The sequence below is a fragment of the uncultured Polaribacter sp. genome (assembly GCF_947495205.1).
Lineage (GTDB): Bacteria > Bacteroidota > Bacteroidia > Flavobacteriales > Flavobacteriaceae > Polaribacter.
The window spans coordinates 200,520-224,075 of the sequence record NZ_CANLXV010000002.1; the positions used below are offsets into that span (position 1 = coordinate 200,520).

The following is a 23,556-nucleotide window of genomic DNA, read 5'->3' on the forward strand; positions in this document are numbered from 1 at the left end:
TTTTTTTAACTTGTTTGAATTAATGCTTTTACACTCTCAATGGTATCAATATCTTTTACAGTTTTGTCTCTTCGCCAGCGTTTTATTCTTGGAAAACGTAAGGCAACTCCGCTTTTGTGTCTTTTACTATAGGCAATGCCTTCAAAAGCAATCTCAAAAACTAATGCTGGTTTTACAGTTCTTACAGGTCCAAATTTTTCAATGGCATTTTTATTTACCCATTTAGAGATTTCTGTAATTTCTTTATCGGTTAAACCAGAATATGCTTTGGCAACTGTTACCAATGTATCATTATTTTTAACGGCAAAGGTATAATCTGTGTATTTAGAACTTCTTCTTCCACTTCCTTTTTGAGCGTAAATCATAACTACATCAATAGTTAAAGGATCTACTTTCCATTTCCACCATTCGCCCTTTTTTCTTCCTACATGATATAAAGATGTTTTTTTCTTCAACATTAAACCTTCAGAATTAAAACTTCTGGCATGGTTTCTTAATGCATCTAACTCGTTCCAATTTGTAAAATTGATAATTTCTGATAAATGCAAAATATCATTTTTGTTTTGTTGAAATAATGTTTCTAATAGCATGCGTCTTTCTTGCATAGATTGTGTTCTCAAATCAACTTCATCTAACTCTAAAATATCATACACATAAAAACCAACAGGTACTTCTTCTAATAATTTTTTAGTTACATTTTTTCTATTCAAACGTTTTTGTAAATCGTTAAAAAGCAAAACAGCACTATCTTTTATGGCTAATATTTCGCCATCAATTACAAAATTGCCTTTTAATTTTGCAATGGCTGTTACCAATTCTGGAAACTGTTGGGTAACCAATTCTTCTCCTCTACTCCAAATAAAAACCTCTTCTTTTCTTTTGATGATTTGTCCACGAATTCCATCCCATTTATACTCTACTTGCCAATCTTTTTCATTACCTAAATCTGATAATTCTTTTTCTAGAGCATAGGCAAGACAAAACGGATAAGGTTTAGAATTATCATAATTTATATGTGTGCCATTTATCAAATCTGCAAAAGAAATGGAATTTGGTGTCCAATTACCAATAATACTATGCATCAGTTGGTTGGCATCAATTCCTGATAATTTTGCCAATGCATTTACCAAGTTTTTTTTAGAAACGCCAACTCTAAAACTACCGCCAATTAGTTTGTTAAAAATTAATCTTTCTTGAGATTGCAAACCATTCCAAGCTTTTAAAACATAGGCTTTTTTTTCTTCGTCTGTTTTTGGTTTTAGGTTGATGAGCTCCTCAACCCAAATATGCAGTGGTTTTTCAATTGTATTTTGTGGATTTGGTAATAAAAGTGCAATGGTTTCTCCTAAATCTCCCACTGATGAATAGCTTTCTAAAAACAACCATTCTGGAAGTTGCGTAATTTCCATGACCCAGCTTTTCATTAAATTAGATTTTACAGGCCTGCTTGGTCTTTTTCCTGTAAACAAAGCAATTAACCACAATTTATCTTTGTCTGGTGCTGTTTTAAAATAATTAACCAAAGCATCTATTTTTGCATTGGTTTTATTGGTGATTTCAATTGCGCTAATTAGGTTAGAAAAGTCTTTCATAATTATGCAGTTTCTTTTTTATCTGCTGCTTCTTTCGCCATTTCCTCATCTCCAAATTCGGTTTTTAATTCGTGTGCTTCTATGCCAATTTCATTTAAATATTTAGAAAACACAGCTTGTGAACCGTGCGTTACATATACTTTTTCGGCCTCTGTAGCTTTTACTGCTTGTAAAAGTCCGTCCCAATCTGCATGGTCACTAACCGCAAAACCTGCATCTACGCCTTTCCAACGTCTGTTACCACGAATATGCATCCAACCAGAGCAAATTGCAGTAGCTGCATTTGGTATTCTTTTTAACATTTTAGAACCCAAAAGTGCAGGTGGCAAAATGATGATTTTATTCTGAATATCTGCCTTTTTAAAATCTGGTGTTAGTAAGGTTGTTTTGGGTAAATTAATTCCAGAATTTACAATAGCATTATTTAAATGATTAATTGCATTGTGCACATAAATATCATCTACACCAGCTAACAAACTCATCATTCTTTGAGCTTTACCTAAACTATACCCTAAAAAAACACTGGTTCTATTATTTTGTTGATTTTTAAAAACCCAATCCTGAATTTCTGTTTGTAATTCTTGCTCTGTTTTCCATTTATAAACTGGCAAACCAAAGGTACTTTCTGTAATAAATGTATGGCATTTTACAGGCTCAAAAGGTGTGGTTAAAAAATCTGATTGTGTTTTATAATCGCCAGAAAAAACAACTACATACCCCTTATATTCTAATCTAATTTGAGCAGCGCCAATAATATGACCCGCAGGAAAAAATGAAACTTGAACTCCGTTTATATTTTTAGGTTCATTATATGCTAGACTTTCAATAGAAATATCTTGTCCTAATCTGTGTTTTATAATGGCTTTAGAATCATTATGGCATAAATAATGCTTATTTCCCCATCTTGAATGATCTGCATGACCATGAGAAATAATTGCATAATCTACAGGATACCAAGGATCTAAATAAAATTTTCCAGGTATGCAGTAAATCCCTTTTTTTGTGAATTTTACAAGTTTCAAAAAAACGTTTTTTTTGTTTGTATAAAAATAACGTTTTGCGCACACTTGTTATAAATTATAAGTGCTTTTTAATAATTCTTTAGCTTTTCTATTTTTATTACTTTTAAATTGATAAAGTGTATTGTATAAAGCCGCATAACAGTACAGGATTCTTTTAAAGCTACTTTCTACTAATTTTGATACAAGTCTTTACCTATAAAAGTTTTCATATGTCAATTAAAAAATTACAGTATCCTCTTATCTTATTATTTTGCTTAATTCTTTTGTTTAATTGCCAAACTTCAAAAAAAGAAAAAAATGAGGAGAAGCAACCAAACATTTTATGGCTGGTTACAGAAGACATGGGTCATTATATCCCTTCTTTTGGAGATTCTACTATTGTTACTCCTAATTTAAGCAGGTTGGCTAGTGAAGGTGTAATTTACCCAAATTTATACTCAACATCTGGAGTTTGTGCACCAAGTAGAGCTGCAATTGCAACAGGTATGTATCCGTCTAGTATTGGAGCAAATCATATGCGTACTACATCTTACAGTGAAGTAACTGGCGTACCAAAATATGGTGCAGTGCCTCCTGAATACGTTAAAATGGTAAGTGAAACATTGCGTAAACAAGGTTATTATTGTACAAATAATTATAAAGAAGATTATCAATTTAGAGCGCCTGTTACAGCTTGGGATGAAAGCAGCCCTTATGCACATTGGAAAAACAGAGCAAAAGAACAACCCTTTTTTGCCGTATTTAATTTTACAGACACACATGAATCTGGTTTATTTGAACCTTATGGATTTAGGGAAATAGAAACAAGACATTATTATGCTGGAGATAGATCTTATAATTGGAAAAATAAAGGAAAATCTCATGCAAACAACAGAATGACAGAAGCAGAAACTCCGGTTCATTTATCAAAAGACACTAAATTTAAAGTACCACCATATTTACCAAACAACGCAGTAACCCAAAGAGACCTTTGGAAACTCTACAATAATATTGCAGAAATGGACAAACAAGTTGGTGCTGTTTTAAAGCAATTAGAAGATGATGGTTTATTAGAAAACACTATTGTAATGTTTTATGGCGATCATGGTGGACCAATGCCAAGAGAAAAAAGACTAATTTACGATTCAGGTTTAAAAACACCAATGATTATTCGTTTTCCAAATAAAAAAAATGCGGGTACTAAAAATGAGCAGTTATTAAGTTTTACTGATTTTGCACCTACATTACTTTCATTAAGCAATCAAAAACCAGCTGATTATTTTCAAGGAAAAGCATTTTTAGGAAAATACAAAGCAGAAGAACGCAAATATATACATGCAGCAGCAGATAGGTTTGATGGTTTTACAGATGCTATTAGAGCAGTAAAAGACCATCAATTTAAATACATAAGAAACTACAAACCAGAACAAGGATATTATTTACCTGTTACTTACAGAGAAAGAATACCAACAATGCAAGAATTACTGCGATTGAAAGAAGAAGGCAAATTAACTGATGCACAACAACAATGGTTTAGAGATAAAAAACCAAAAGAAGAATTATTTGATTGCATTAATGACCCTTTTGAATTGAATAATTTAGCAGAAAAACCTGAATATCAAGAAAAATTAGCAGAATTAAGTGCTGAAATGAACAGATGGTTAAAAGAAATAGGTGATAATCCTAATTTAGCAGAAAAAGAATTAGTAGCAAAATTATGGAATGGGAGCAAAACAAAACCAGTTACGTTAGCTCCTATTGTAAACATAAATAATGCTAAAGTTACCATTAGTTGTGCTACTAAAGGCGCTTCTATTGGCTACAAAACAGACCCAAAAGCTAAAAGTTGGCAAGTATACACCACTCCTTTTACCATAAAGCCCAATAGTAAATTAATAGTAAAAGCGCACAGAATTGGTTATGTACCAAGTGAACAAATAGCACTTGACGTTTCTAAATAAAATTATGATGGTTTGCACAAATGCTAATCCTGCAGATTTTATTTGGGATACAACAACCCAAAAATTAACCATCTTAAAATGGGGAAAAGACAAGGCAAATTATCATATTAAAATAACACCTGGAATTCGAAATTTTTAAACCCTTTTTGAAATATAAATTTTAAAAGAGCAATTTTTAAATAACGATAAAATATAAAAATGTATATAAATTTGAAAAAAATCTTATTAATCGTATTGTTTTCATTCGGATTTTCTTGGGTTTCAAAAGCACAAATTGTATTAAAAACAGATTTTACAGATGCTACCAATGCCAAACAAATAATGCCTTATCACTTAAATGTGTACAATAGAATTACACCTATTAATGGAGTAAATCCTACAAATAATAAAAATGCTAAATTCTGTATTGTTAGACCTTTGGGAGGTATTGCTAAAAAAGGTGTTGCAGACATAAGTAAAGATTCTTACAAATGGGATGCTAAATCTAAAAAATTCTATACAGATTTTAGCTTACTAAAAAAACAGTTAGACGGTATTCTAAGCAAAGGGCAAGCAATTCACCAAATTGTATTAGACAATCCTTCTTGGGCATTTCAAAGAAATTCAAAAGGAAAATTAGTTGGTGATTCTTTAAAAGTAGCAACTTACGGAAACGCAGAACCACCAAGAGATTATAAAGCTTGGGGAAACTATCTAAAAAAAGTAATGCAATTTCTTGTAACTACTTATGGAGAAGATAAAATACAAAACATACAATTTAATATTGGTAGAGAAATAGGCACACCAACGCATTGGTCTGGTACAAAAGAGCAGTTTTTTAAGTTTTACAAAACCTCTGTAAATGCAATACATACTATATTTCCAAAAGCAAAAGTTGGTACTCATTTTCTTTGGGGATCTTCTAAAAAAGCTTGGGGTACAGATTTTGTAAAATGGGCAAAAACCAACAAAGCACATTACGATTTTGTTGGGGTTTCTTATTACCCTTTTTATCAACAAGCATCAAGAACAAATTTTAACCAAGTTTACGCAAAAGATTTTGCAGTAATTAAAGATATACCAGAATGGAATCCTAAGGCAAAACTAGAAATGCACGAATATTCTTTAATAAAAAAATTAAGCAAAGCAGGTAATGCTTTTGAAAAAGCACCAGATGCACATCAAAATTCATTTATGCTTGGATTAATGAAAATGTTTTACCAAAACAATATGCAAAATGTATTTCAATGGGGCAATGGCTCTTCATATGCACCAGCGAGTAAATTGTTGTTAGCAATGCAAGGCAACACCTATTTTAAAAGCACAAAACAAGGTAAATCAAAAACAGCAGCCAATTATATAGATGCCATTTTTGCAAAAGATACTCTTAAAAATCAATACAATATTTTGGTGTACAATTATAGTTCAAATCCAAAGGCTGTAAACAAAGAAACACTAAAAATTAGCGCAACTTTAAATGTAGCACCAAAAACAAAACTTAAATATAGAGTAGCTACGTACAATAAAAAAGAAAACAAGGTGTCTTGGTCTAAATGGAAAGAGACCATTACTAAAGGAGATTCCAAAAACAAATCTACCCTAGTATTTAATAAAGATTTAGCAGTATTTTCTTTTTTAAAATATGAGGTTGATATATCTTTCAAAACTAAATAAACACGAACTAAATTAAATATTTTAAAATGAAAAAAATAGCAGTTTTTTTATTGATGGCTCATTTTGGAGCACTATATGCACAACAAGTAAGGCATGTAGAAACCATAAACGATGCATGGCATTTTTACAAAGGTGAAATTAAAACACCTTTTTCTCCTGCAACAACAGTAGATTGGGAAACAGTAACTATTCCTCATTCTTGGAACACAGAAGATATTTTAGATGATGAAGATGGTTATTACAGAGGAGAAGCTTGGTATAAAAAAACAATGGAAATCCCACAAATATATAAGAATCAACAAGTATTTTTATTTTTTGAAGGCGTAAACCAAGTAACTTCTTTATTTGTAAACGGAAAACCTGTTGGAGAAGACCATATTGGTGGTTACACCTCTTTTGCAAGAGATATTACAGCTGCCTTAAAAGCGGGTAAAAATGAAATTGCGATCAAAGTAGACAATGAACATAATGATGAAATTGTACCACAAGCCGCAGATTTCTCTTTCTATGGAGGTATTTATAGAGATTTACATTTAATTATTACCAAACCAGTTCACTTTGATGTAGCAAACCTAGGAGCAAATGCAATTTTTATTAGAACTCCAGAAGTTTCTGCAACATCGGCAAAAGTATCTGTAGAATCTAAATTGGTTAGACCAAAAAAAGGTACCTATTATGTAAAACAATCTTTGTTTGATGCCAATAACAACCTGGTAAAAGAAGTAAAAACCAAAACTAAATTTGGTAAAGATGTTTTTAGCGATTTTTCTGTTGAAAACCCAAAATTATGGTCTCCAGAAAACCCATATTTATATAAATTAATTACAGAAATTGTAGATAAAAAAGGGCTTATTTATGATAGAATTGAAAATCCTATAGGATTAAGATGGTTTCGTTTTGATGCTAAAAAAGGTTTTTTTATCAACGGAAAACCTACAAAATTACTAGGTACTAATAGACATCAAGATTTTTATGGCAAAGCTAATGCAGTTAGCGATGAAATTCATAGAAATGACATGAAATTATTAAAAGAAATGGGAATTAATTTTTTAAGAATTGCCCATTATCCACAAGACCCTGCAATTTTAGAAATGTGTAATAAAATGGGATTTGTAGCTACTCTAGAAATTCCTTTTGTAGACAAAGCAGCAGCTAATGAAGCTGGTAAACAAAACACCATTAAAATGCTTAAAGAAGCTATTCGTTTTAACTATAACAACCCTGCAATTGTAGCTTGGAATTTAGGAAACGAAACCACAATGAAAGCTCCAGAAAAATTAGGAAAAGATTATGTAAAGCATTTTGTAAAAACACACCAGGCTTTAGCAAAAACAATTAAAGAAGAAGACAAAACTAGAAGTTCATATTCTGTATTTTTTAGAGAACCAGCTTACCAAGATGGTTTTGGAATTCGTTTAACAGATATTATTGGGTATAACAAATATTATGGTTGGTATGTAGAAGAATTGGAAGATATTGATAAAAACTTAAGAAGTTTAGTAGAACGTTCTTTAGCTTTAGACCCAGACAAACCATTTATTTTAAGTGAATATGGTGGTGGAGCAGATCCAAGAATTCGTTCTTACAATCCTACTCGATTCGATTTTAGTGTAGAATATCAATTTGATTTGCATAAAGCATACATGAAAACAATTTTAGACATGCCAGAAATTGTTGGAGCAAACGTATGGAATTATGCAGATTTTCAAGTAGAACATCGTAAAGATGCTGTACCTCATATTAATAATAAAGGTTTGGTTTCTGCAACTAGAAAGAAAAAAGATGCTTATTATTTATACCAAGCTTTATTAAAGAAAACGCCATTTTTAGCAATTGCTTCTAAATCTTGGGTAAAAAGAGCTGGTATTGCAGATAATCAAGGTGGTAATGTTGCAACACAACCTATTGTTGTTGTTGGTAATGGTAAAGACGTAGAGTTATTCGTAAACGGAAAATCACTCGGAAAACAACAATTTGATTTTGCAACAACAACTTTTAATGTGCCATTACAACATGGTGAAAATTTAATTGAAGTGGTTTCTAATAAAGATGGTAAAACACTAAAAGATTTTGCAAACATAGAATTTACGCTACAACCTAAAAATTTAAAAAGCAAAAGCAATCCGTTTAAAGAAATTGCTGTAAACATTGGCTCTACTTGTTACTTTATAGAATCTCATAATGTAGATTATTTGTGGATGCCAGATCAAGCTTATACTAAAGGTAGTTTTGGTTATGTTGGTGGCGAATTGTTAAGACACCCAAGCAAAAGAAGAAATACTATTGGTACAGATGTTAGTGTAAAAGGAACAGAAAACGATCCTATTTATCAAACACAATTAATAGGAATAGAAGCCTATAAGTTTGATGTACCTAAAGGTACTTATGAGCTATCTTTAGCTTTAGCCGAATTAAAATCTAAAGAAGATAATAGTATGGATATTTTAGTAAATGGTAAAACCATTTGGTCTAACTTAAATTTAAAAGCTCAGTTTGGAGATGATAGAGGCGTAACCAAACGTTTTTTAATTTCTGTGGATGATGAAAATGGAATTACTGTTGATTTTAAAGCCTTAAAAGGTAAAACAAGATTAAGTGGCGTAAAATTAAGGAAGGTAAATTAATTTAAATACTTCTTACAATACTTAAAAAAAGCCTCTAGATAAAATATCTTGAGGCTTTTTTTAAGCCCGTTTATCTGTAACCAATTTATTGTATCAATTTTAACATATCCAATCAGTACTCTACAGGATGTTAATGACCTATAATTACAGTATCTTGGAAATACATTAAATATTTTTTTATGACAAACAAATTAATAATTTTTAGCATATTTTGTAGCGTACTTGTTTGTGCAACAAACGCGCAAGAGTACCCGTTTAATTTACCAAATACAATTACAGCAACTTTAGATGTAAACACATCTGAAAAAGAAGTGTTTAACAATAAATTGATTGGTTATAATATAGAAGGGTTTAATACGAATACTCAAAAAGATTTTTTAGAATTGGTAAACCCAGTAACTATACGTTTTCCTCATGGAGTTTGGGCAAATTTTTACGATTGGAAAACAGACGGTTATCAGCAAGATAGTTATGACAATAGAAATCATCAAGCCGTATTAAATAACTTCGTTAAATTTGTAAGAGGACATATAAATGGTATTGCTGCATTAAATACCCGAAAGAAAAATAGAACAGGCGGCAAAGGTTATGATATGATGTGGACGTATACCATTAATTTTGATGACGGAGCAAGCAGTGTTGCTAGAGCTAAAAAAGATATGGGCTTAGGCTTAGAAGTTAAAGCGATAGAATTAGGAAACGAGCATTTTTGGAGAGGACAAAGAGCCTTAAGAACAGCAACACCAGAAATGTATTTGGCAGCAGCTACAGAAGTTTCTACAGCTTTAAAAGCAGAATTCCCAGATATTAAACTATCATTACCATTAAGTTGGAGAAGAAGTCACCAAGATTATAACAATACTGTAAAAGGTGATGGTAATTTTTTTGATGCCATTACAATTCATAAATACCTAGGTGCAGATCCAGATGTTCCTGGAGAAAGCAATAGTGCTTATAGCGCTTTGTTAACAGCTAAATTAGAATTAGCAGAAGACGTAAATTGGGTAAGAAGTTTTGCCCCAGGAAAACCTGTTTGGTTAACAGAATGGGGCGTTTCTGCAGGAAGCAATGTACATGGAGGAGCCTGTTTAGGAATGGCAGATGTATTTATGTTTATGGCAGAAAATCAAGATATTTATGAAAGAGCAAATTGGTTTAGTTTTAATCGTGTTTTAAATGCAATGGTAGTTGTAGATAGTAAAAGACAACCCGTTTATCCCTTAAGAAAAAGAGGTTATTTATCAACATATGAAATTATACAAGACGTTTACAGAGACGCTACTATGTTACAAAGCACAATTACAGCTTCCTCTAAATTAACAGTTGCTAGAGGTTCAGTAAATGCTGTAAATGCAAGAGCAACTACAAATGACGCTGGAGAAACAAAAGTTATAGCTGTAAATCTAACCGATAAACCTGTAAGTTTTCAACTAAATTTTAATGGAACTAATTATACTAAAGAATTTAAACACGAGGCTTTAATATTTAATAACTTAGGTTTGGTTAATAGCGTTCCTTACAATAGCAATCAATTAGAAATTGTAAAAGAAGGCTCAGGATCAATTACACTACCACCATTATCCGTTAATAAAATTTCACAAATTTTTAATGTAGAAACTTTGTCTATAGATGAAGTAACGACTTCAAAAAACAATTTAAATGTTTATCCAATACCCAGTAAAAATGGCATTTTCAATTTAAGTAAATCTACTAATTGGACGGTATATTCTATTTTAGGAAGTAAAATAGCAGAAGGAAAAGGAGTATTAATAGATCTATCAGGGTCTCCAAAAGGTTTATACATCTTAAAAACTGATAAAAAAATTATTAAAAAACTATCTTTCAACTAAAAGATATACAGTACAGTACAGGATACACATACTTGTTTTTACCATTAAATTTAAGGTCTAACATATAAAATATAGAATTATGAAAAAAATTACTTTTAAAAATTTAATAGTTTTAGCTTTATGTGCTTTTGCTTTTCAAGCGTATGCACAAGTAGATTTTGAATCAAAAACTTTTTACAGATTAAGAACAGCATTAGCATCACCAGACGAATATAATACTGGTAAAACAGCACCTTTTGCTGGCCAATTCGTATACCCAACAGTTAGACCTGGACAAAACTCTTTAAATTTAACATTATTAAATACAGATACCCCAGATCTTCAACTTTTTGCTTTTGTTGAGTTAGGTGAACAAATGGCAGAATATCCTGCTGAATCTGGTCAAATGTGGCAAGTTTACAATATTGTAAGTAAATTTGAAGAAGAAGGAAGTGGAAATGGTGTTTTAGAATTAAATGAAATAGGTCAATCATCAAGTAGATCTAGACTTAGAGGAAATGGTTTTCCGTTTGACGATGATTTGGCTAAATTTATTGTTGTTGCAGCATCAAGCGATGCAAATGAAACATCTTACCAGCTAATTAATGTTGCTACTATCGGTTTAGAAACAAACGGTAACAGAGCAATTATGCCTGATACAAATTATGAATGGTTAAATTTTCATGATGTAAATTTAGGAGATTTAACAGGTTCTAGACCAAGAATAGAGCAATTTGTTTTTGAAACTGAAACAGGAGAAAAAGTTTTAAGCAACAAACAATTTGATGTGAGTTCTCTTTCTATTGCAAATCCAATTAATAATACATTAAGTATTAAAGGAATCACAGATAACGTAAAACAAGTTTCAGTATTTTCTTTACTTGGTCAGCAAGTATTAACAAAAAAAGTTACTGCACAGTCTAGTTTAGATATTGATGTTACTGGTTTATCTAGTGGTATGTATTTAGTAAAATTAACTGGAGACAATGGTTCTTTTACTCAAAAAGTGATAAAAGAATAGTTCAAAATAATTAAACTTTTAAAAATGACATATTCTTTTCATGAAAGAATATGTCATTTTTTTTTATAAATTCAGGATTGTACAGGATGCTTTGATTACATTATTTTAACTATCTTGGCAAAATATTAACAATTATAAAACATAAAATTATGAAAAAACAATTACTTAAATTAACTTTATTTGTTGCTGTACTTTTTATAGCATCAGCTACTCAGGCGCAAGCTATATTATGGACTAAAGATGCTATTTATAGAATAGGGGCAAGAGGTACTACTTTATTTATGACAATTGATGGAACCACAACCCCAGTTTCATTAAAATGGGCAGAAGAAATAACAACAGGTGATGCATCAACTCAAGAGTTTGCTATAGTAGGTCATAGAACACCAGCCGCTGCTGGTTTAATGGAAATAACAGCAAATGTTGGGGGTAATGTTTGGACTATGTGTATAGATCCAACTACTGTAGCAGATTATCCAAATGTTACGCTAACTGTGGAACAAAGACTTCCTAAAGAGGTTGAAGAAGCAGATTGGTCTGGTTTAGATCAGTTTCAAAGAAGAAAAGCTAAAGTAGATGCAAATGGTGATCCTGATGCAGCAGGATCTAATCCAGCAGGCGCTGTAAACAATGCATTGTTTGTACAGGCAGGTGATGCTCTAAAGAACTCAAGATATGGTGTAATTCCATCTGCAGCGGGTGACCTTGTACAGTTTGATGGTGGAGGAATAGATGTAATTGATTACCATTTTGTAAGAGATTTACCTACAGCAAGTGTTAAAAGCTTTAGTGCAGATGCTTTTACTATTAGTAACCCAGTAAATAATTTCTTAAATATTAGTGGTGAAACTTCTAAAATAAACAAAGTAAACGTTTACTCTATTTTAGGTGGTAAAATGTTATCTAGAAAAATAGATAATCAAAACAACGTAAGTATTAATGTAAACAACCTAGCTTCTGGTTTATACATTGTTGAATTGGTTGGAGAAAGCAGTTCATTTACTAAAAAAATTGTAAAGCAATAATTTTTTAGTAAACACATAAAGTATTTATTATAAATCATTCTATCTTTAAAAAGATAGAATGATTTTTTTTGTTCCAGGAACTACTGTTTTATGTTAGCATAGAAAAAATTCTTTAGTATAAAAAATTTGAAAAAAAACTCAACAAGAAAAAAATATAGCTTTTAAAAATATTTAAAAGCTTAAAGAATTAAGTTGATATTTATAGCTTTTTTAATTTTAAAGCAGAAACAAATCAACACAAAAACAATAAACATCTTTATAAAAATATAAAATAGTTATTTTAGCACAAAAAACAATACCATGCAAAGACTAGCCTTTAAAATGAAATTGAATCCTGGACAAAAAGAAGCGTATACAAAACGTCACAATGAACTTTGGCCAGAACTTAAAAAATTACTTAAAGAAAACGGAGTTAGTGAATATTCCATTTTTTTAGACGAAGAAACCAATACACTTTTTGCATTTCAAAAAGTATCTGGAGATGGTGGCTCGCAAGACTTGGCATCCAAAGAAATTGTAAAAAAATGGTGGGATTTTATGGCAGATATTATGGAAGTAAATCCAGACAACTCTCCTGTTTCTATACCTTTAGAAGAAGTTTTTTATATGCCTTAAGATTTTTAAAAAAACTAAAACTATCTGTTTTAGAAACCTTTAATTTCTAACAGGACATAACAAGATGGTTTATTAGCTTATTTATGGTTAACTTTACGATACTCAAAGTTTTTTAAAAAATAATCATAATATGCATTATAAAAACACCTTTACCACTGCTATTTTTCTTTTTTTAGCATTATTTACTTTTTCTCAAGTAACCTTAGAAAAGGAAGTGAAAATTACCGATTTTGGCTTACATTTTAATGGAAGTAAAGTTAGAAGTGGTTCTAAATTTGATACAAATGATGGAAATACCAGTTCTTATGACTTTTATTTTGGTAGAAATATTTCAGCCCATGGAGATTGCATTAAAACTTCTGGCGATTATGTTTTTATGACATGGTATAGAGGTGGTGAAGAAGATCGTCATGTAATGCTTACACGTTACAACACAGTTACAGGTACAAAAGCTACGATAGAGTTTCCTCACAGGCACACAGGTTTTCAAAACAAACCTTGGATTGGAGAATCTCACAATACTATTGGTTTAGAAGTTAGCCCTTTAGATGGAACAATTCATATGGTATATGACATGCATGCCTATAGCAGAACAAGACCTTCTAACGGTAGTTTAAGTCAAGATTATTTTAGATATTCTTATTCTGTTAAGAATACGGTTTCTTTGCCAGATTCAGAATTTACTTTAGATAAATTTGTTAAAAATAGCAGTGGTGGTTACAAACATTTAAGTTTAAATAGCGGCAGACCAGGGTTTCCAGCAGAAGAATATTCTAAATATGCTGCATTAACGTATCCTCAGTTTTTTCAAAACGATTCTGGAGATTTATTTGTGTATTTAAGAGAAGGTGGTAATAATAATGGAGCGTATAAGTTCTCTAAATATGATGCAGATACATCAACGTGGTCTAATTTTACTCATTTTAATGTATTAAATGCCAGAAGTCAACCAGGAATTACGCACAATTGGGGTCTTTATGGTAATATGAAATATGTAAACGGAAAAATTAGAATTGGTTTCCAAAGAAGATCTGCAAATAATAACGATAAATATCAATATCAGAATGGTGTATATTATGCGTATTCAGACAATCAATCTGGGGCAGATAATTGGAAATCTCATGATGGACAACCATTTTCTTTACCTCTTTTTGATGCGGATAAAATAAAAATAATGGAACCTGGAGATTATGTGCAAACTACACAAACCAGTAAAGTTAATATAGTTGGTGATTTTGATTGGACAGTTACAGAAAATGATGACGTGCATATAATTAGTAAAGTTAGAGATTTACAAAATAATGTAACCAAAACGCTGCATACCTACAAACCTTCAGGAGCATCACATTTTATTACTTCAGAAGATTTTGCTGGCGGAAGCAGAATTTACACCTCTGGAAATAGTGTTTATATTATCGGCTTAAAAAATAATAGAGTTTTTGTTCAAAAAGCAGCAGGAGGCACAAATAGCTTTAGTACTGTATATGAAGCAAGAACCGGCAAAAGCTGGGATCATGGTAGAGCATATATAAACAATGGAAAATTGTACTATTACTTAATGGAAAAAAAATCTGGTAATGCAATGCCTTTGTATCTTCAGGTTATAGATTTAGATGTAGTACAAGAACCATTAAGAGTTACATTAACATCACCTTTTAATGGTCAAAATTATTATGTAGACAAAGCAGTTCAAATTTCAGCAAATGCTTTTGATGATAATGTAGGTATAACAAAAGTAGTATTTAAAATAAATGACACTGCTTTTAATGAAGATACTACCAAGCCATACGCTGTAAGTTGGACGCCAAGTATGGAAGGTGAACATACCATTCAAGCAGTAGCGTATAATAATAACAATGAAACAGTTTCTTCTTCAGAAATAACTGTTAACGCACTAGTTTTTGATCCTACAGCTATAAATGGTAAAGTTTACCGATTTAAAAACGTTGCAACAGGAAAATATTTAAAATCTTCTGGATCTAGCGTAGAGGAAAGTGATTATGTTGCTAACGATGATTCTTTGCATTGGAAATTTGTTAAAACAAATATTGGAGATAAAGAATACTACAATATAGATAGTGAAGTAAATGGAGTTTTAAGAGGTGCAGGTTCTGGAGCAGGAAATACTATAATAAGTACAGGCAGACCTTCACCAAACAGCGATGTGGATAAAGTTTGGACATCTAATTACATAGAAACTGAAGATGTTTATAGATTTAATGTTAAAGATGGCAACAACTTTTTATACCATCAAGATGATGATAGTTTTTATAACATTGTTGCAGATATAAATGATGCCAGAAGTAAATGGTTTTTAGAGTTGGCCAATGAAGCACCATTAAGTATTGCCGACGAAAAAATTGAATTATACTCAGTAGCTATTTATCCAAATCCAGCAAAAAATAACTTTACTTTATCTTTTAAAGGTTTAACAAAAACATCTGTGCAAATTTATGATATCCTTGGAAAGGAAGTTTACAAAACAGTGTCATCAGAAGAAAGCGTTTTAATAAATACTAATAACCGATTTAAATCTGGTGTATATTTGGTAAGAATTATTGGTGATAATCAAAAAGTAATCAATAAGAAATTAATTATAGAATAAAAAAGTGCTTCACTTTAATAATCATCATCCTATTTTTTAAGTAGGATGATTTTTTTTGCGGTATAGCACAGGATACAGTTCAAAAAAAGAGAAAGTATTTTAGAGACTTTAATATATCGCATACACCAAACTTATGAAAAGACGTTCTTTTGTTCAACTTTCTGCATTAAGTAGTTTAGGGCTTTTTTTGCCTTTACATTCTTGTACTTCAAATCATCACAAAGCCATTAACCTAGAAGATTTAACTGCATTTCAAAAACAGTCTTTTGATCTTTTAAAAACTTGGTGTGATGCTATGATTCGCGATCAAGTAAATGATGCAAATGACCCTGTTACAAACGGAACATTATATTGTCATGCTTGTGAAACTGTGCACGGTCGTGCAAACGATGCTGTGTATCCATTTATGTATATGGCAGATGCAACAGGAGAACAAAAATATTTAGATGCTGCATTAAAATTGTTAGATTGGTCTGTAAATGTTGATGGCCCAAAAGGAAGTTGGACCAATGACATCAACCCAAAATCTTGGAACGGAATTACTGTTTTTGGAGCCATTGCTTTAGGTGAAGCGTTGCATCATCATGGTCATATATTATCTAAAGAAGACAAAGCAAAATGGGATGCCAGATTAAAAGAAGCTATTGAGTTTGTGTACAATCGTTTTGATATGCATTTTAGTCATATCAACTATCGTTTTACTGCAGTATACGCCTTGTACTTTTTAGGAACTTATTTTAACGAAGAAAAATACATCAAAAGAAGTGATGAGTTTGCTGCGTTAATTCCAGATTATTTAACAGCACCTAATAAATTAATTTTTGGAGAAGATAAACCAGATAATGATAAAAGTGCAAAAGGTTTATATCCAATTGATATTGGTTATAATGTAGAGGAAACTTTAAATGGTGTTGTGCAATATGCTATCTTAAAAAAAGATGAAAAACTTTTAGACTTGCTTACAGAATCTATGAATGGGCATTTAGAATTTATGTTGCCAGATGGCGCTTGGGACAATAGCTTTGGAACCCGACAAAACAAATGGTCTTATTGGGGCAGCAGAACTACAGATGGTTGTCAGCCTGCGTTTGCACTAATGGCAGATAGAAATCCAGCCTTGGGTACAGCAGCTTTTTTAAGTACAGAATTGTTAGCACGTTGCACAGTAAACGGCCTTTTAGCAGGTGGTTTACATTATGAATCTCATGGCGTAAAACCTTGTATGCATCATACCTTTTCTCATGCAAAAAATTTAGCTTTTGTGCTAGATAATTTAGAGGCTACAAAATCGGTTACTAAAGAAACTTCTGTGCCAAGAAGTACTAATGATGGTGTAAAACATTTTCCAGAACTAGATGTTTGGTTAGGTGCAAGAGGTCCTTGGAAAAGTACAGTCTCTACTTATGATCAAATTTGGAAGAAAAAATACTCAGTTGCAGGTACTGGAGGTGCTTTAAATGTTTTGTGGCACAATAAAGTTGGCCCTTTGTTTACAGCAAGTATGGCAGAATATTTAATGGTAGAGCCAAATAATCAACAACCACAACCAGGAATAGACTTTTGTATTACACCAAGAGTAGAACGTTTTGTAAATGATATTTGGTACACCAATATTCACGATTTAAAAGCTAAAGCAAGTTTTACAGACAAAGATGGAATTATCAACTTTAATGTAGCAACAAACCTAACCAATAGAGAAAAAGAAGTTGTTGCTAACGATTCTGAATTTCAATTGAATTATATTTTTGATAACGAGTCTACAACTATAAAAGCAAAAAGAACAAGTATAGCAGCAAATGGAGATACGTTAGTATTGCCAATTATTTCTAAAACTGGAGAAAAGGTGGTACAATCATCAGCAAATAGTTTAGAAATTCATAAAAAAGAAGGTGTTGTTAAAATAACTTCTAATGTTGCCATACAAATTAAAGAAATGGAAAAGGAACGTATTTTTAATCAAGTACCAGGTATGGAAGTTTTACCATTATTACTCTCTTTCCCTAAAGGAATAACAGAAATTTCTTGTGCTATAACAGTAATTTAAAAAACACTTAATAATCGAGATACAGCAGGATGGTTTTTTTTGAAAAATAAAAGAGATTGCGTAATTATATATTAATCTAATAGTTATTAATAATGCGCAAATCTCTTTTTTTTTATCTATCCATTTTTTCTTTTTTTCTAGTGATGTTGTCTTGTTCTCAAGAAAATATTCAAAAACCAAAAGAATTAACACTTTCAGAAGGTTTTAAAAATCCGATTGGTTTTTACAATCCAAAACCAACTTTTTCTTGGCAATTGCCAGTTTCAGAAAACGTAATGTCACAATCTGCATATCAAATTGTAGTGGCCTCTTCTAAAGATTTATTGCCAGATAATGCCGATTTATGGGATTCTAAAAAACAAGAAAGTGCACAATCAACTTTTATCAACTATAAAGGAGAAACACTAAACTCTCGTCAAAAAGTATTTTGGCAAGTACGTTTTTGGAATCAAAACAACAATGCTTCTGCGTGGAGTAATGTCAATCACTTTGAATTAGGTTTATTAAAAAACTCAGATTGGAATGCAAAGTGGACAGGATTAGATACAGCAAAAGATAGTATAAAAGGTGTGCGTAAATTTTTAATGCACAGGCCACAATATTTAAGAAAAGGATTTGATTTATCATCAGATATAAAATCAGCAAGATTATACATTACCTCAAAAGGTGTTTTTGATGTGCATTTGAATGGAAAAGACATTAGTGACGATGTATTAACACCAGGTTGGACACCATATAATAAGCGAATTGAAACATTAACTTATGATGTTACTCACCTCCTATCTCAAGGAAAAAATGCGGTCTCAGTAGCATTAGCTTCAGGTTGGCACTCTGGGAGAATAAGCAGAGGAAAAGCGGTTTATGAAAACTTTGCATCGCCTAAAGTTTTATGTCAATTAGAAGTTACTTTAAAAGACGGTTCTAAAAAAACAATTATTTCTGATGAAACGTGGAAAGGAACCACCAATGGCCCAATTAGATTGGCAAGCTTGTATGATGGCGAAGTTTATGATGCCAACTTAGAAATACCAAATTGGAATACAGCTAACTTTGAAGATGCTTCTTGGAAAAACGCAGAAATAGAAGCCATTGCAGATAGTGTAAAATTAGAACCAAAACGTCATACAACTGTAAAACAAATGGTTGTTTTAGAAGATGCAGAAATAGTTTCAGCTACTAAAAAAGCAGTAGTTTTTAATTTAAAACAAAATATGGTGGGTGTACCCAAAGTAACTGTTCCTATGAAAAAAGGAGACACTTTAACCATTCGTTTTTCTGAAATGTTATTAGCTGATGGCACTTTTTACACCAAAAATTATCGTTCTGCAAAATCTACAGATTATTATATTGCTGCAAAAGATGGCGTTATAGAATATACACCAAAATTTACCTTTCATGGTTTTCAATATATCCAATTATCAGGTTTTGATGCTGCTGTAAAACCAAATAAAAATTGGGTAAAAGGTTTGGTACAACACTCTGAATTTGATGTAAACGGTACATTTAGTTCTTCTCACGAGAAATTAAATCAACTACAAAGTAATATTACTTGGGGTTTACGAGATAATTTATTAGACATTCCTACAGATTGCCCACAAAGAGACGAACGTTTAGGGTGGACAGGAGATGCACAAGTTATTTCGCCAACGGCAATGTATAATTTTAAAATGCATGCTTTTTGGACAGCTTGGTTGCAAAGTATGCGCGAAACACAATCTGAACACAAAAATGGTTTGGTACCTTTTATTATTCCAGATGTGCTTCAAAATAACAGAGCAAGTTCTGGCTGGGGAGACGCCTGCGTAATTATTCCTTGGGATATTTACAATATTACAGGAGATAAAAGAGTCTTGGAAGAAAATTTTGAAATGGCTAAAAAATGGGTAGGTTATTACCAATCTAAATCAAATAATTACATACCAACCATACATTCTTTTAGAGATTGGCTGCAACCATTTCCTAAAAAAAGTGGAAAAATGGGAAATAGAGGTGATACACCAGGAAGTTTTGTAAATACTGCTTATTTTGCACATTCAGCTCATTTAGTATCTAAAATTGCTGGCGTTTTAGGTAATGTTGATGATGAAAAAAAATACAAAAACTTATATAAAGAAATCGCTTTAGCTTTTGAAAACAAGTTTTTCGATAAAAACGGAAAGTATCAAAACAGAACTCAAACACAAACCAGTTATTTATTAGCCATTTATTTTGATTTATTACAACCAGCAACCAAAATAAAAGCGCAAAAACACTTGTTGGAAACTATTAAAAATGCAGACAATCATTTAGGAACAGGGTTTTTAGGAACACCAATTTTACCTAAAGTTTTAGATGATATGGGCGAGATTGAATTGATGTATAAAATCTTGTTTAAAGAAACCTACCCTTCTTGGTTTTACTCTATAAATCAAGGAGCAACCACAATGTGGGAACGTTGGAATAGTTATAGTAAAGCAGATGGCTACAATCCACAAAGTATGAACAGTTTAAATCATTATGCTTATGGAGCTGTTGGCCAGTGGATGTATGAGCGTATTGCAGGTTTATCTTCTTTAGAACCAGGTTATAAGAAAATTAAAATTGCACCAATTCCTAATCAACCACTAACTGCTGCAGAAGCAAGTGTAAACACACCTTATGGAAAAGCATCTTCTTCTTGGAAAATTGAAAATAATGTATTTTATTTAGAGGCAACGATTCCTCCAAATACAACAGCAGAAATTCATTTACCAAAAACATCCAAGAATAATAAAAATGATGTAAAAATTGTAAATGCTGGTACTTATAGCTATCAAATTAAATTATAAACTAATGGATAATAAACGGAAACAAAAATTATTTTTAGTAGTACTTTTAAGTCTTGTGTTTTTTAGCATGTCTTCTTGTGATCAAAAAGAAACTTTAAAAAAAGCAAATGATTTAACAATCTCAGAAGGCTTCAAAAACCCATTAGGTTTTTATAATGCAACACCTACATTTTCCTGGAAATTACCAGCTTCAGAAAATAATAAAAGTCAATCTGCATATCAAATTGTAGCTGCAACAAAACCAGATTTGTTACCTAACAACCCAGATTTGTGGAATTCTAAAAAACAAGAAACAAACCAATCTACCTGGATCAAATATCAAGGAAAAGAATTAGAATCACGTCAAAAAGTATACTGGCAAGTAAAGTATTGGAATCAAGACAAAGAAGCTTCTTTTTGGAGTGATATCAATCATTTTGAACTGGGATTACTAAAAAATTCTGATTGGCAAGCAAATTGGATTGGCTTAGATACCAAAAAAGAAAAGGTTATGGGTAGCCAAAATAATATTGTACATAGACCACAATATTTAAGAAAAAACTTTAAAATAACTAAAGAAGCAATTGCTGCAAGATTATATATTACAGCAAAAGGTGTTTTTGATGTTGCCATAAATGGCGAAGATGTGAGTGATGATGTAATGCCACCAGGCTACACACCTTACAAAAAACGCTTAGAAACTATTACCTACAATGTAAGCAATCTAATAACAACTGGTGCAAACACAATTGGTATAGAATTGGCGGCAGGTTGGCATTCTGGAAGATTAGGTTGGATGAAATCTTATTGGATAGATACAGAAACTCCAAAAGTTTTAGCACAATTAGAAATTACCATGAAAGATGGTTCTAAGAAAACAATACTTTCTGATGATTCTTGGAAAGCAACAACAAATGGTCCAATTCGTCTTTCAGAAATTTATGATGGAGAAACGTATGATGCCAATTTAGAAATGCCAAATTGGCAAACAGCTAGTTTTAATGATAATAATTGGGCTTCTGTTAACACTTTTCCTATTAAAAATACAATTCGTTTAGAACCAAAAAGACATACAACTGTAAAATCTAAAATAAAATTAGCAACACAAAAAGTTTTTAAAAAAAATGGTGCTGTAATTTTTGATTTAGAACAAAACATGGTAGGTGTCCCTTTTATAAAAGTACCCATGAAAAAAGGGCAAACACTAAAAATTAGATTTGCAGAAATGTTAGCTGCAGATGGTTCTTTTTATACAGAAAACTATAGAGGTGCATTGTCTACAAATTACTACACAGCAAAAGAAGATGGAGTTATTGAGTATATGCCAAAATTTACATTTCACGGTTTTAGATATGTAGAATTAAGTGGTTTTGATACTTCTAAAGAACCTACTAAAGATTGGGTTACAGGTTTGGTACAATATTCTAATTTTGAAAAAAACGGAACATTTACATCATCAAATGAAAAATTAAATCAACTACAAAGCAACATTGTTTGGGGTTTACGAGGTAATTTTTTTGATATTCCAACAGATTGCCCACAACGTGATGAAAGAATGGGCTGGACAGGAGATGCACAAGTTTTTGGACCAACATCTATCTTTAATGCAGATGTATATAAATTCTGGGCAAGTTGGTTGCAAAGTGTTAGAGAATCTCAATTTGATAATGGTGGTATTCCTTGGGTTGTACCAGACGTATTATTTAACAACAAAGTAAGTGCTGGTTGGGGTGATGTAGCTACTATTATTCCTTGGAAAATTTACTACAGAACAGGCGATAAAAAAATTCTTGAAGATAATTTTAAAATGATGAAAGGATGGGTTGCCTATCATGAAAAAAGTTCTAAAAATTACATTTCTAAAATGGGCTTTTTTGCAGATTGGTTGCAGCCATTGCCAGAAAATGGAGACAATAGAGGCGACACATCAAAATCTTTAATAGGTACTGCATTTTTTGCACATTCAGCAAACTTAACTGCAAAAACAGCAAAAGTTTTGGGCAAAACAGCTGAGTTTGAAAAATACAATACTTTGTATAAAACCGTAGCCAAATCTTTTGAAAATAAATTCTTTGAAAACGGCAAAACAAAAGGAGTTACAGAAACACAAACTTCGTATTTATTAGGATTAGCTTTTGGTTTGTTATCTGAAGAAAACAAACCAAATGCAAAAAAACATTTGCTAAGAAAAATAGCAGAAGCAGACAACCACTTGCGTACAGGTTTTTTAGGAACACCTTTATTATCCGAAGTTTTAGATCAAACAGGCGAAATAGATTTAATGTATAAATTACTATTTAATGAAACCTATCCATCTTGGTTTTATTCTATAAACCAAGGTGCAAGTACTATTTGGGAACGTTGGAATAGTTATAGCAAAGCAGAAGGATTTAATCCGCAAAAAATGAACAGTTTAAATCATTACGCATATGGAGCTATTGGCGAATGGATTTATGAGCGTATTGGTGGAATTGCGCCTTTAGAAGCTGGTTATAAAAAAATTAGAATAGCACCAATTCCTAAAGCTCCACTAACTTCTGCAGCTGCCAGTGTAAATGTACCTTATGGCAAGGTTAAATCTTCTTGGAAAATAGAAGGAAACATATTTCAATTAAATGTTACCATTCCTACAAATACGGCTGCAATTGTAACTGTTCCTGCAGATACAACGCAAGATTTACTTTTAAACGGAATAACTTTTAAAGCGAACAAGCATGTGAAATTGTTAAATTCAGGTAAAAACGCTTTCGAATTAGAAGTACAACCAGGTCAATATTCTTTTCAATCAAAAATTAAATAA

At 31.6% G+C, this 23,556-nt stretch carries 14 protein-coding genes; 12 read left to right on the forward strand and 2 right to left on the reverse strand.

Annotated features, from left to right (window positions below; translation table 11 throughout):
• Window positions 1–5 precede the first annotated feature (5 nt).
• Both Q0762_RS03055 and Q0762_RS03060 read right to left on the reverse strand, forming a co-directional pair.
• Complete coding sequence (locus tag Q0762_RS03055; protein WP_298763424.1) at window positions 6–1,592, reverse strand: ATP-dependent DNA ligase; 1,587 nt, start codon at window positions 1,590–1,592, stop codon at window positions 6–8.
• A gap of 2 nt (window positions 1,593–1,594) precedes the next feature.
• On the reverse strand, window positions 1,595–2,614 hold the full coding sequence (locus tag Q0762_RS03060; protein WP_298763426.1) for a ligase-associated DNA damage response exonuclease: 1,020 nt from the start codon (window positions 2,612–2,614) through the stop codon (window positions 1,595–1,597).
• A 209-nt stretch (window positions 2,615–2,823) separates the two neighbouring features.
• On the opposite strand from Q0762_RS03060, the gene Q0762_RS03065 reads away from it, so the two are divergent.
• The 12 genes from Q0762_RS03065 (at window position 2,824) to Q0762_RS03120 (ending at window position 23,556) form a co-directional block, all read left to right on the forward strand.
• The gene (locus Q0762_RS03065; RefSeq protein WP_298763428.1) at window positions 2,824–4,554 is read left to right on the forward strand and encodes a sulfatase-like hydrolase/transferase; all 1,731 of its coding nucleotides are present in this window, start codon (window positions 2,824–2,826) and stop codon (window positions 4,552–4,554) included.
• Window positions 4,555–4,558: 4 nt separating this feature from the next.
• Window positions 4,559–4,693 carry a hypothetical protein gene (locus tag Q0762_RS03070; RefSeq protein ID WP_298763429.1) on the forward strand — a complete coding sequence of 45 codons (135 nt, stop codon included), beginning with the start codon at window positions 4,559–4,561 and terminating at the stop codon, window positions 4,691–4,693.
• Between the two features lie 71 nt (window positions 4,694–4,764).
• On the forward strand, window positions 4,765–6,207 hold the full coding sequence (locus tag Q0762_RS03075; RefSeq protein ID WP_298763430.1) for an alpha-1,4-L-rhamnosidase: 1,443 nt from the start codon (window positions 4,765–4,767) through the stop codon (window positions 6,205–6,207).
• 26 nt (window positions 6,208–6,233) lie between these two features.
• Complete coding sequence (locus Q0762_RS03080) at window positions 6,234–8,831, forward strand: glycoside hydrolase family 2 TIM barrel-domain containing protein (RefSeq protein ID WP_298763431.1); 2,598 nt, start codon at window positions 6,234–6,236, stop codon at window positions 8,829–8,831.
• A gap of 179 nt (window positions 8,832–9,010) precedes the next feature.
• The gene (locus Q0762_RS03085; RefSeq protein ID WP_298763432.1) at window positions 9,011–10,681 is read left to right on the forward strand and encodes a T9SS type A sorting domain-containing protein; all 1,671 of its coding nucleotides are present in this window, start codon (window positions 9,011–9,013) and stop codon (window positions 10,679–10,681) included.
• A gap of 79 nt (window positions 10,682–10,760) precedes the next feature.
• The gene (locus Q0762_RS03090; RefSeq protein WP_298763433.1) at window positions 10,761–11,681 is read left to right on the forward strand and encodes a T9SS type A sorting domain-containing protein; all 921 of its coding nucleotides are present in this window, start codon (window positions 10,761–10,763) and stop codon (window positions 11,679–11,681) included.
• Between the two features lie 149 nt (window positions 11,682–11,830).
• Window positions 11,831–12,706 carry a T9SS type A sorting domain-containing protein gene (locus Q0762_RS03095; protein WP_298763434.1) on the forward strand — a complete coding sequence of 292 codons (876 nt, stop codon included), beginning with the start codon at window positions 11,831–11,833 and terminating at the stop codon, window positions 12,704–12,706.
• 300 nt (window positions 12,707–13,006) lie between these two features.
• Window positions 13,007–13,321, forward strand: coding sequence for an L-rhamnose mutarotase (gene rhaM, locus Q0762_RS03100; RefSeq protein WP_298763435.1), 315 nt, complete (start codon window positions 13,007–13,009; stop codon window positions 13,319–13,321).
• Between the two features lie 130 nt (window positions 13,322–13,451).
• Window positions 13,452–15,926, forward strand: coding sequence for a BNR-4 repeat-containing protein (locus Q0762_RS03105; protein ID WP_298763437.1), 2,475 nt, complete (start codon window positions 13,452–13,454; stop codon window positions 15,924–15,926).
• A 133-nt stretch (window positions 15,927–16,059) separates the two neighbouring features.
• The gene (locus tag Q0762_RS03110; RefSeq protein ID WP_298763439.1) at window positions 16,060–17,970 is read left to right on the forward strand and encodes a hypothetical protein; all 1,911 of its coding nucleotides are present in this window, start codon (window positions 16,060–16,062) and stop codon (window positions 17,968–17,970) included.
• Between the two features lie 143 nt (window positions 17,971–18,113).
• Complete coding sequence (locus Q0762_RS03115; RefSeq protein ID WP_298763441.1) at window positions 18,114–20,777, forward strand: family 78 glycoside hydrolase catalytic domain; 2,664 nt, start codon at window positions 18,114–18,116, stop codon at window positions 20,775–20,777.
• 4 nt (window positions 20,778–20,781) lie between these two features.
• Entirely contained in the window at window positions 20,782–23,556 is a 2,775-nt protein-coding gene (locus Q0762_RS03120) for a family 78 glycoside hydrolase catalytic domain (RefSeq protein ID WP_298763444.1), read from the forward strand.

What these genes read in the sequence shown, in the direction of transcription:
- Q0762_RS03090 (WP_298763433.1), top strand. Translation starts at nt 10,761, where the DNA reads ATGAAAAAAATTACTTTTAAAAATTTAATAGTTTTAGCTTTATGTGCT.
- Q0762_RS03110 (WP_298763439.1), top strand. Translation starts at nt 16,060, where the DNA reads ATGAAAAGACGTTCTTTTGTTCAACTTTCTGCATTAAGTAGTTTAGGG.
- Q0762_RS03070 (WP_298763429.1), top strand. Translation starts at nt 4,559, where the DNA reads ATGATGGTTTGCACAAATGCTAATCCTGCAGATTTTATTTGGGATACA.
- Q0762_RS03065 (WP_298763428.1), top strand. Translation starts at nt 2,824, where the DNA reads ATGTCAATTAAAAAATTACAGTATCCTCTTATCTTATTATTTTGCTTA.
- Q0762_RS03055 (WP_298763424.1), bottom strand. Translation starts at nt 1,592, where the DNA reads ATGAAAGACTTTTCTAACCTAATTAGCGCAATTGAAATCACCAATAAA.
- Q0762_RS03105 (WP_298763437.1), top strand. Translation starts at nt 13,452, where the DNA reads ATGCATTATAAAAACACCTTTACCACTGCTATTTTTCTTTTTTTAGCA.
- Q0762_RS03115 (WP_298763441.1), top strand. Translation starts at nt 18,114, where the DNA reads ATGTTGTCTTGTTCTCAAGAAAATATTCAAAAACCAAAAGAATTAACA.
- Q0762_RS03085 (WP_298763432.1), top strand. Translation starts at nt 9,011, where the DNA reads ATGACAAACAAATTAATAATTTTTAGCATATTTTGTAGCGTACTTGTT.
- Q0762_RS03095 (WP_298763434.1), top strand. Translation starts at nt 11,831, where the DNA reads ATGAAAAAACAATTACTTAAATTAACTTTATTTGTTGCTGTACTTTTT.
- rhaM (WP_298763435.1), top strand. Translation starts at nt 13,007, where the DNA reads ATGCAAAGACTAGCCTTTAAAATGAAATTGAATCCTGGACAAAAAGAA.
- Q0762_RS03120 (WP_298763444.1), top strand. Translation starts at nt 20,782, where the DNA reads ATGGATAATAAACGGAAACAAAAATTATTTTTAGTAGTACTTTTAAGT.
- Q0762_RS03080 (WP_298763431.1), top strand. Translation starts at nt 6,234, where the DNA reads ATGAAAAAAATAGCAGTTTTTTTATTGATGGCTCATTTTGGAGCACTA.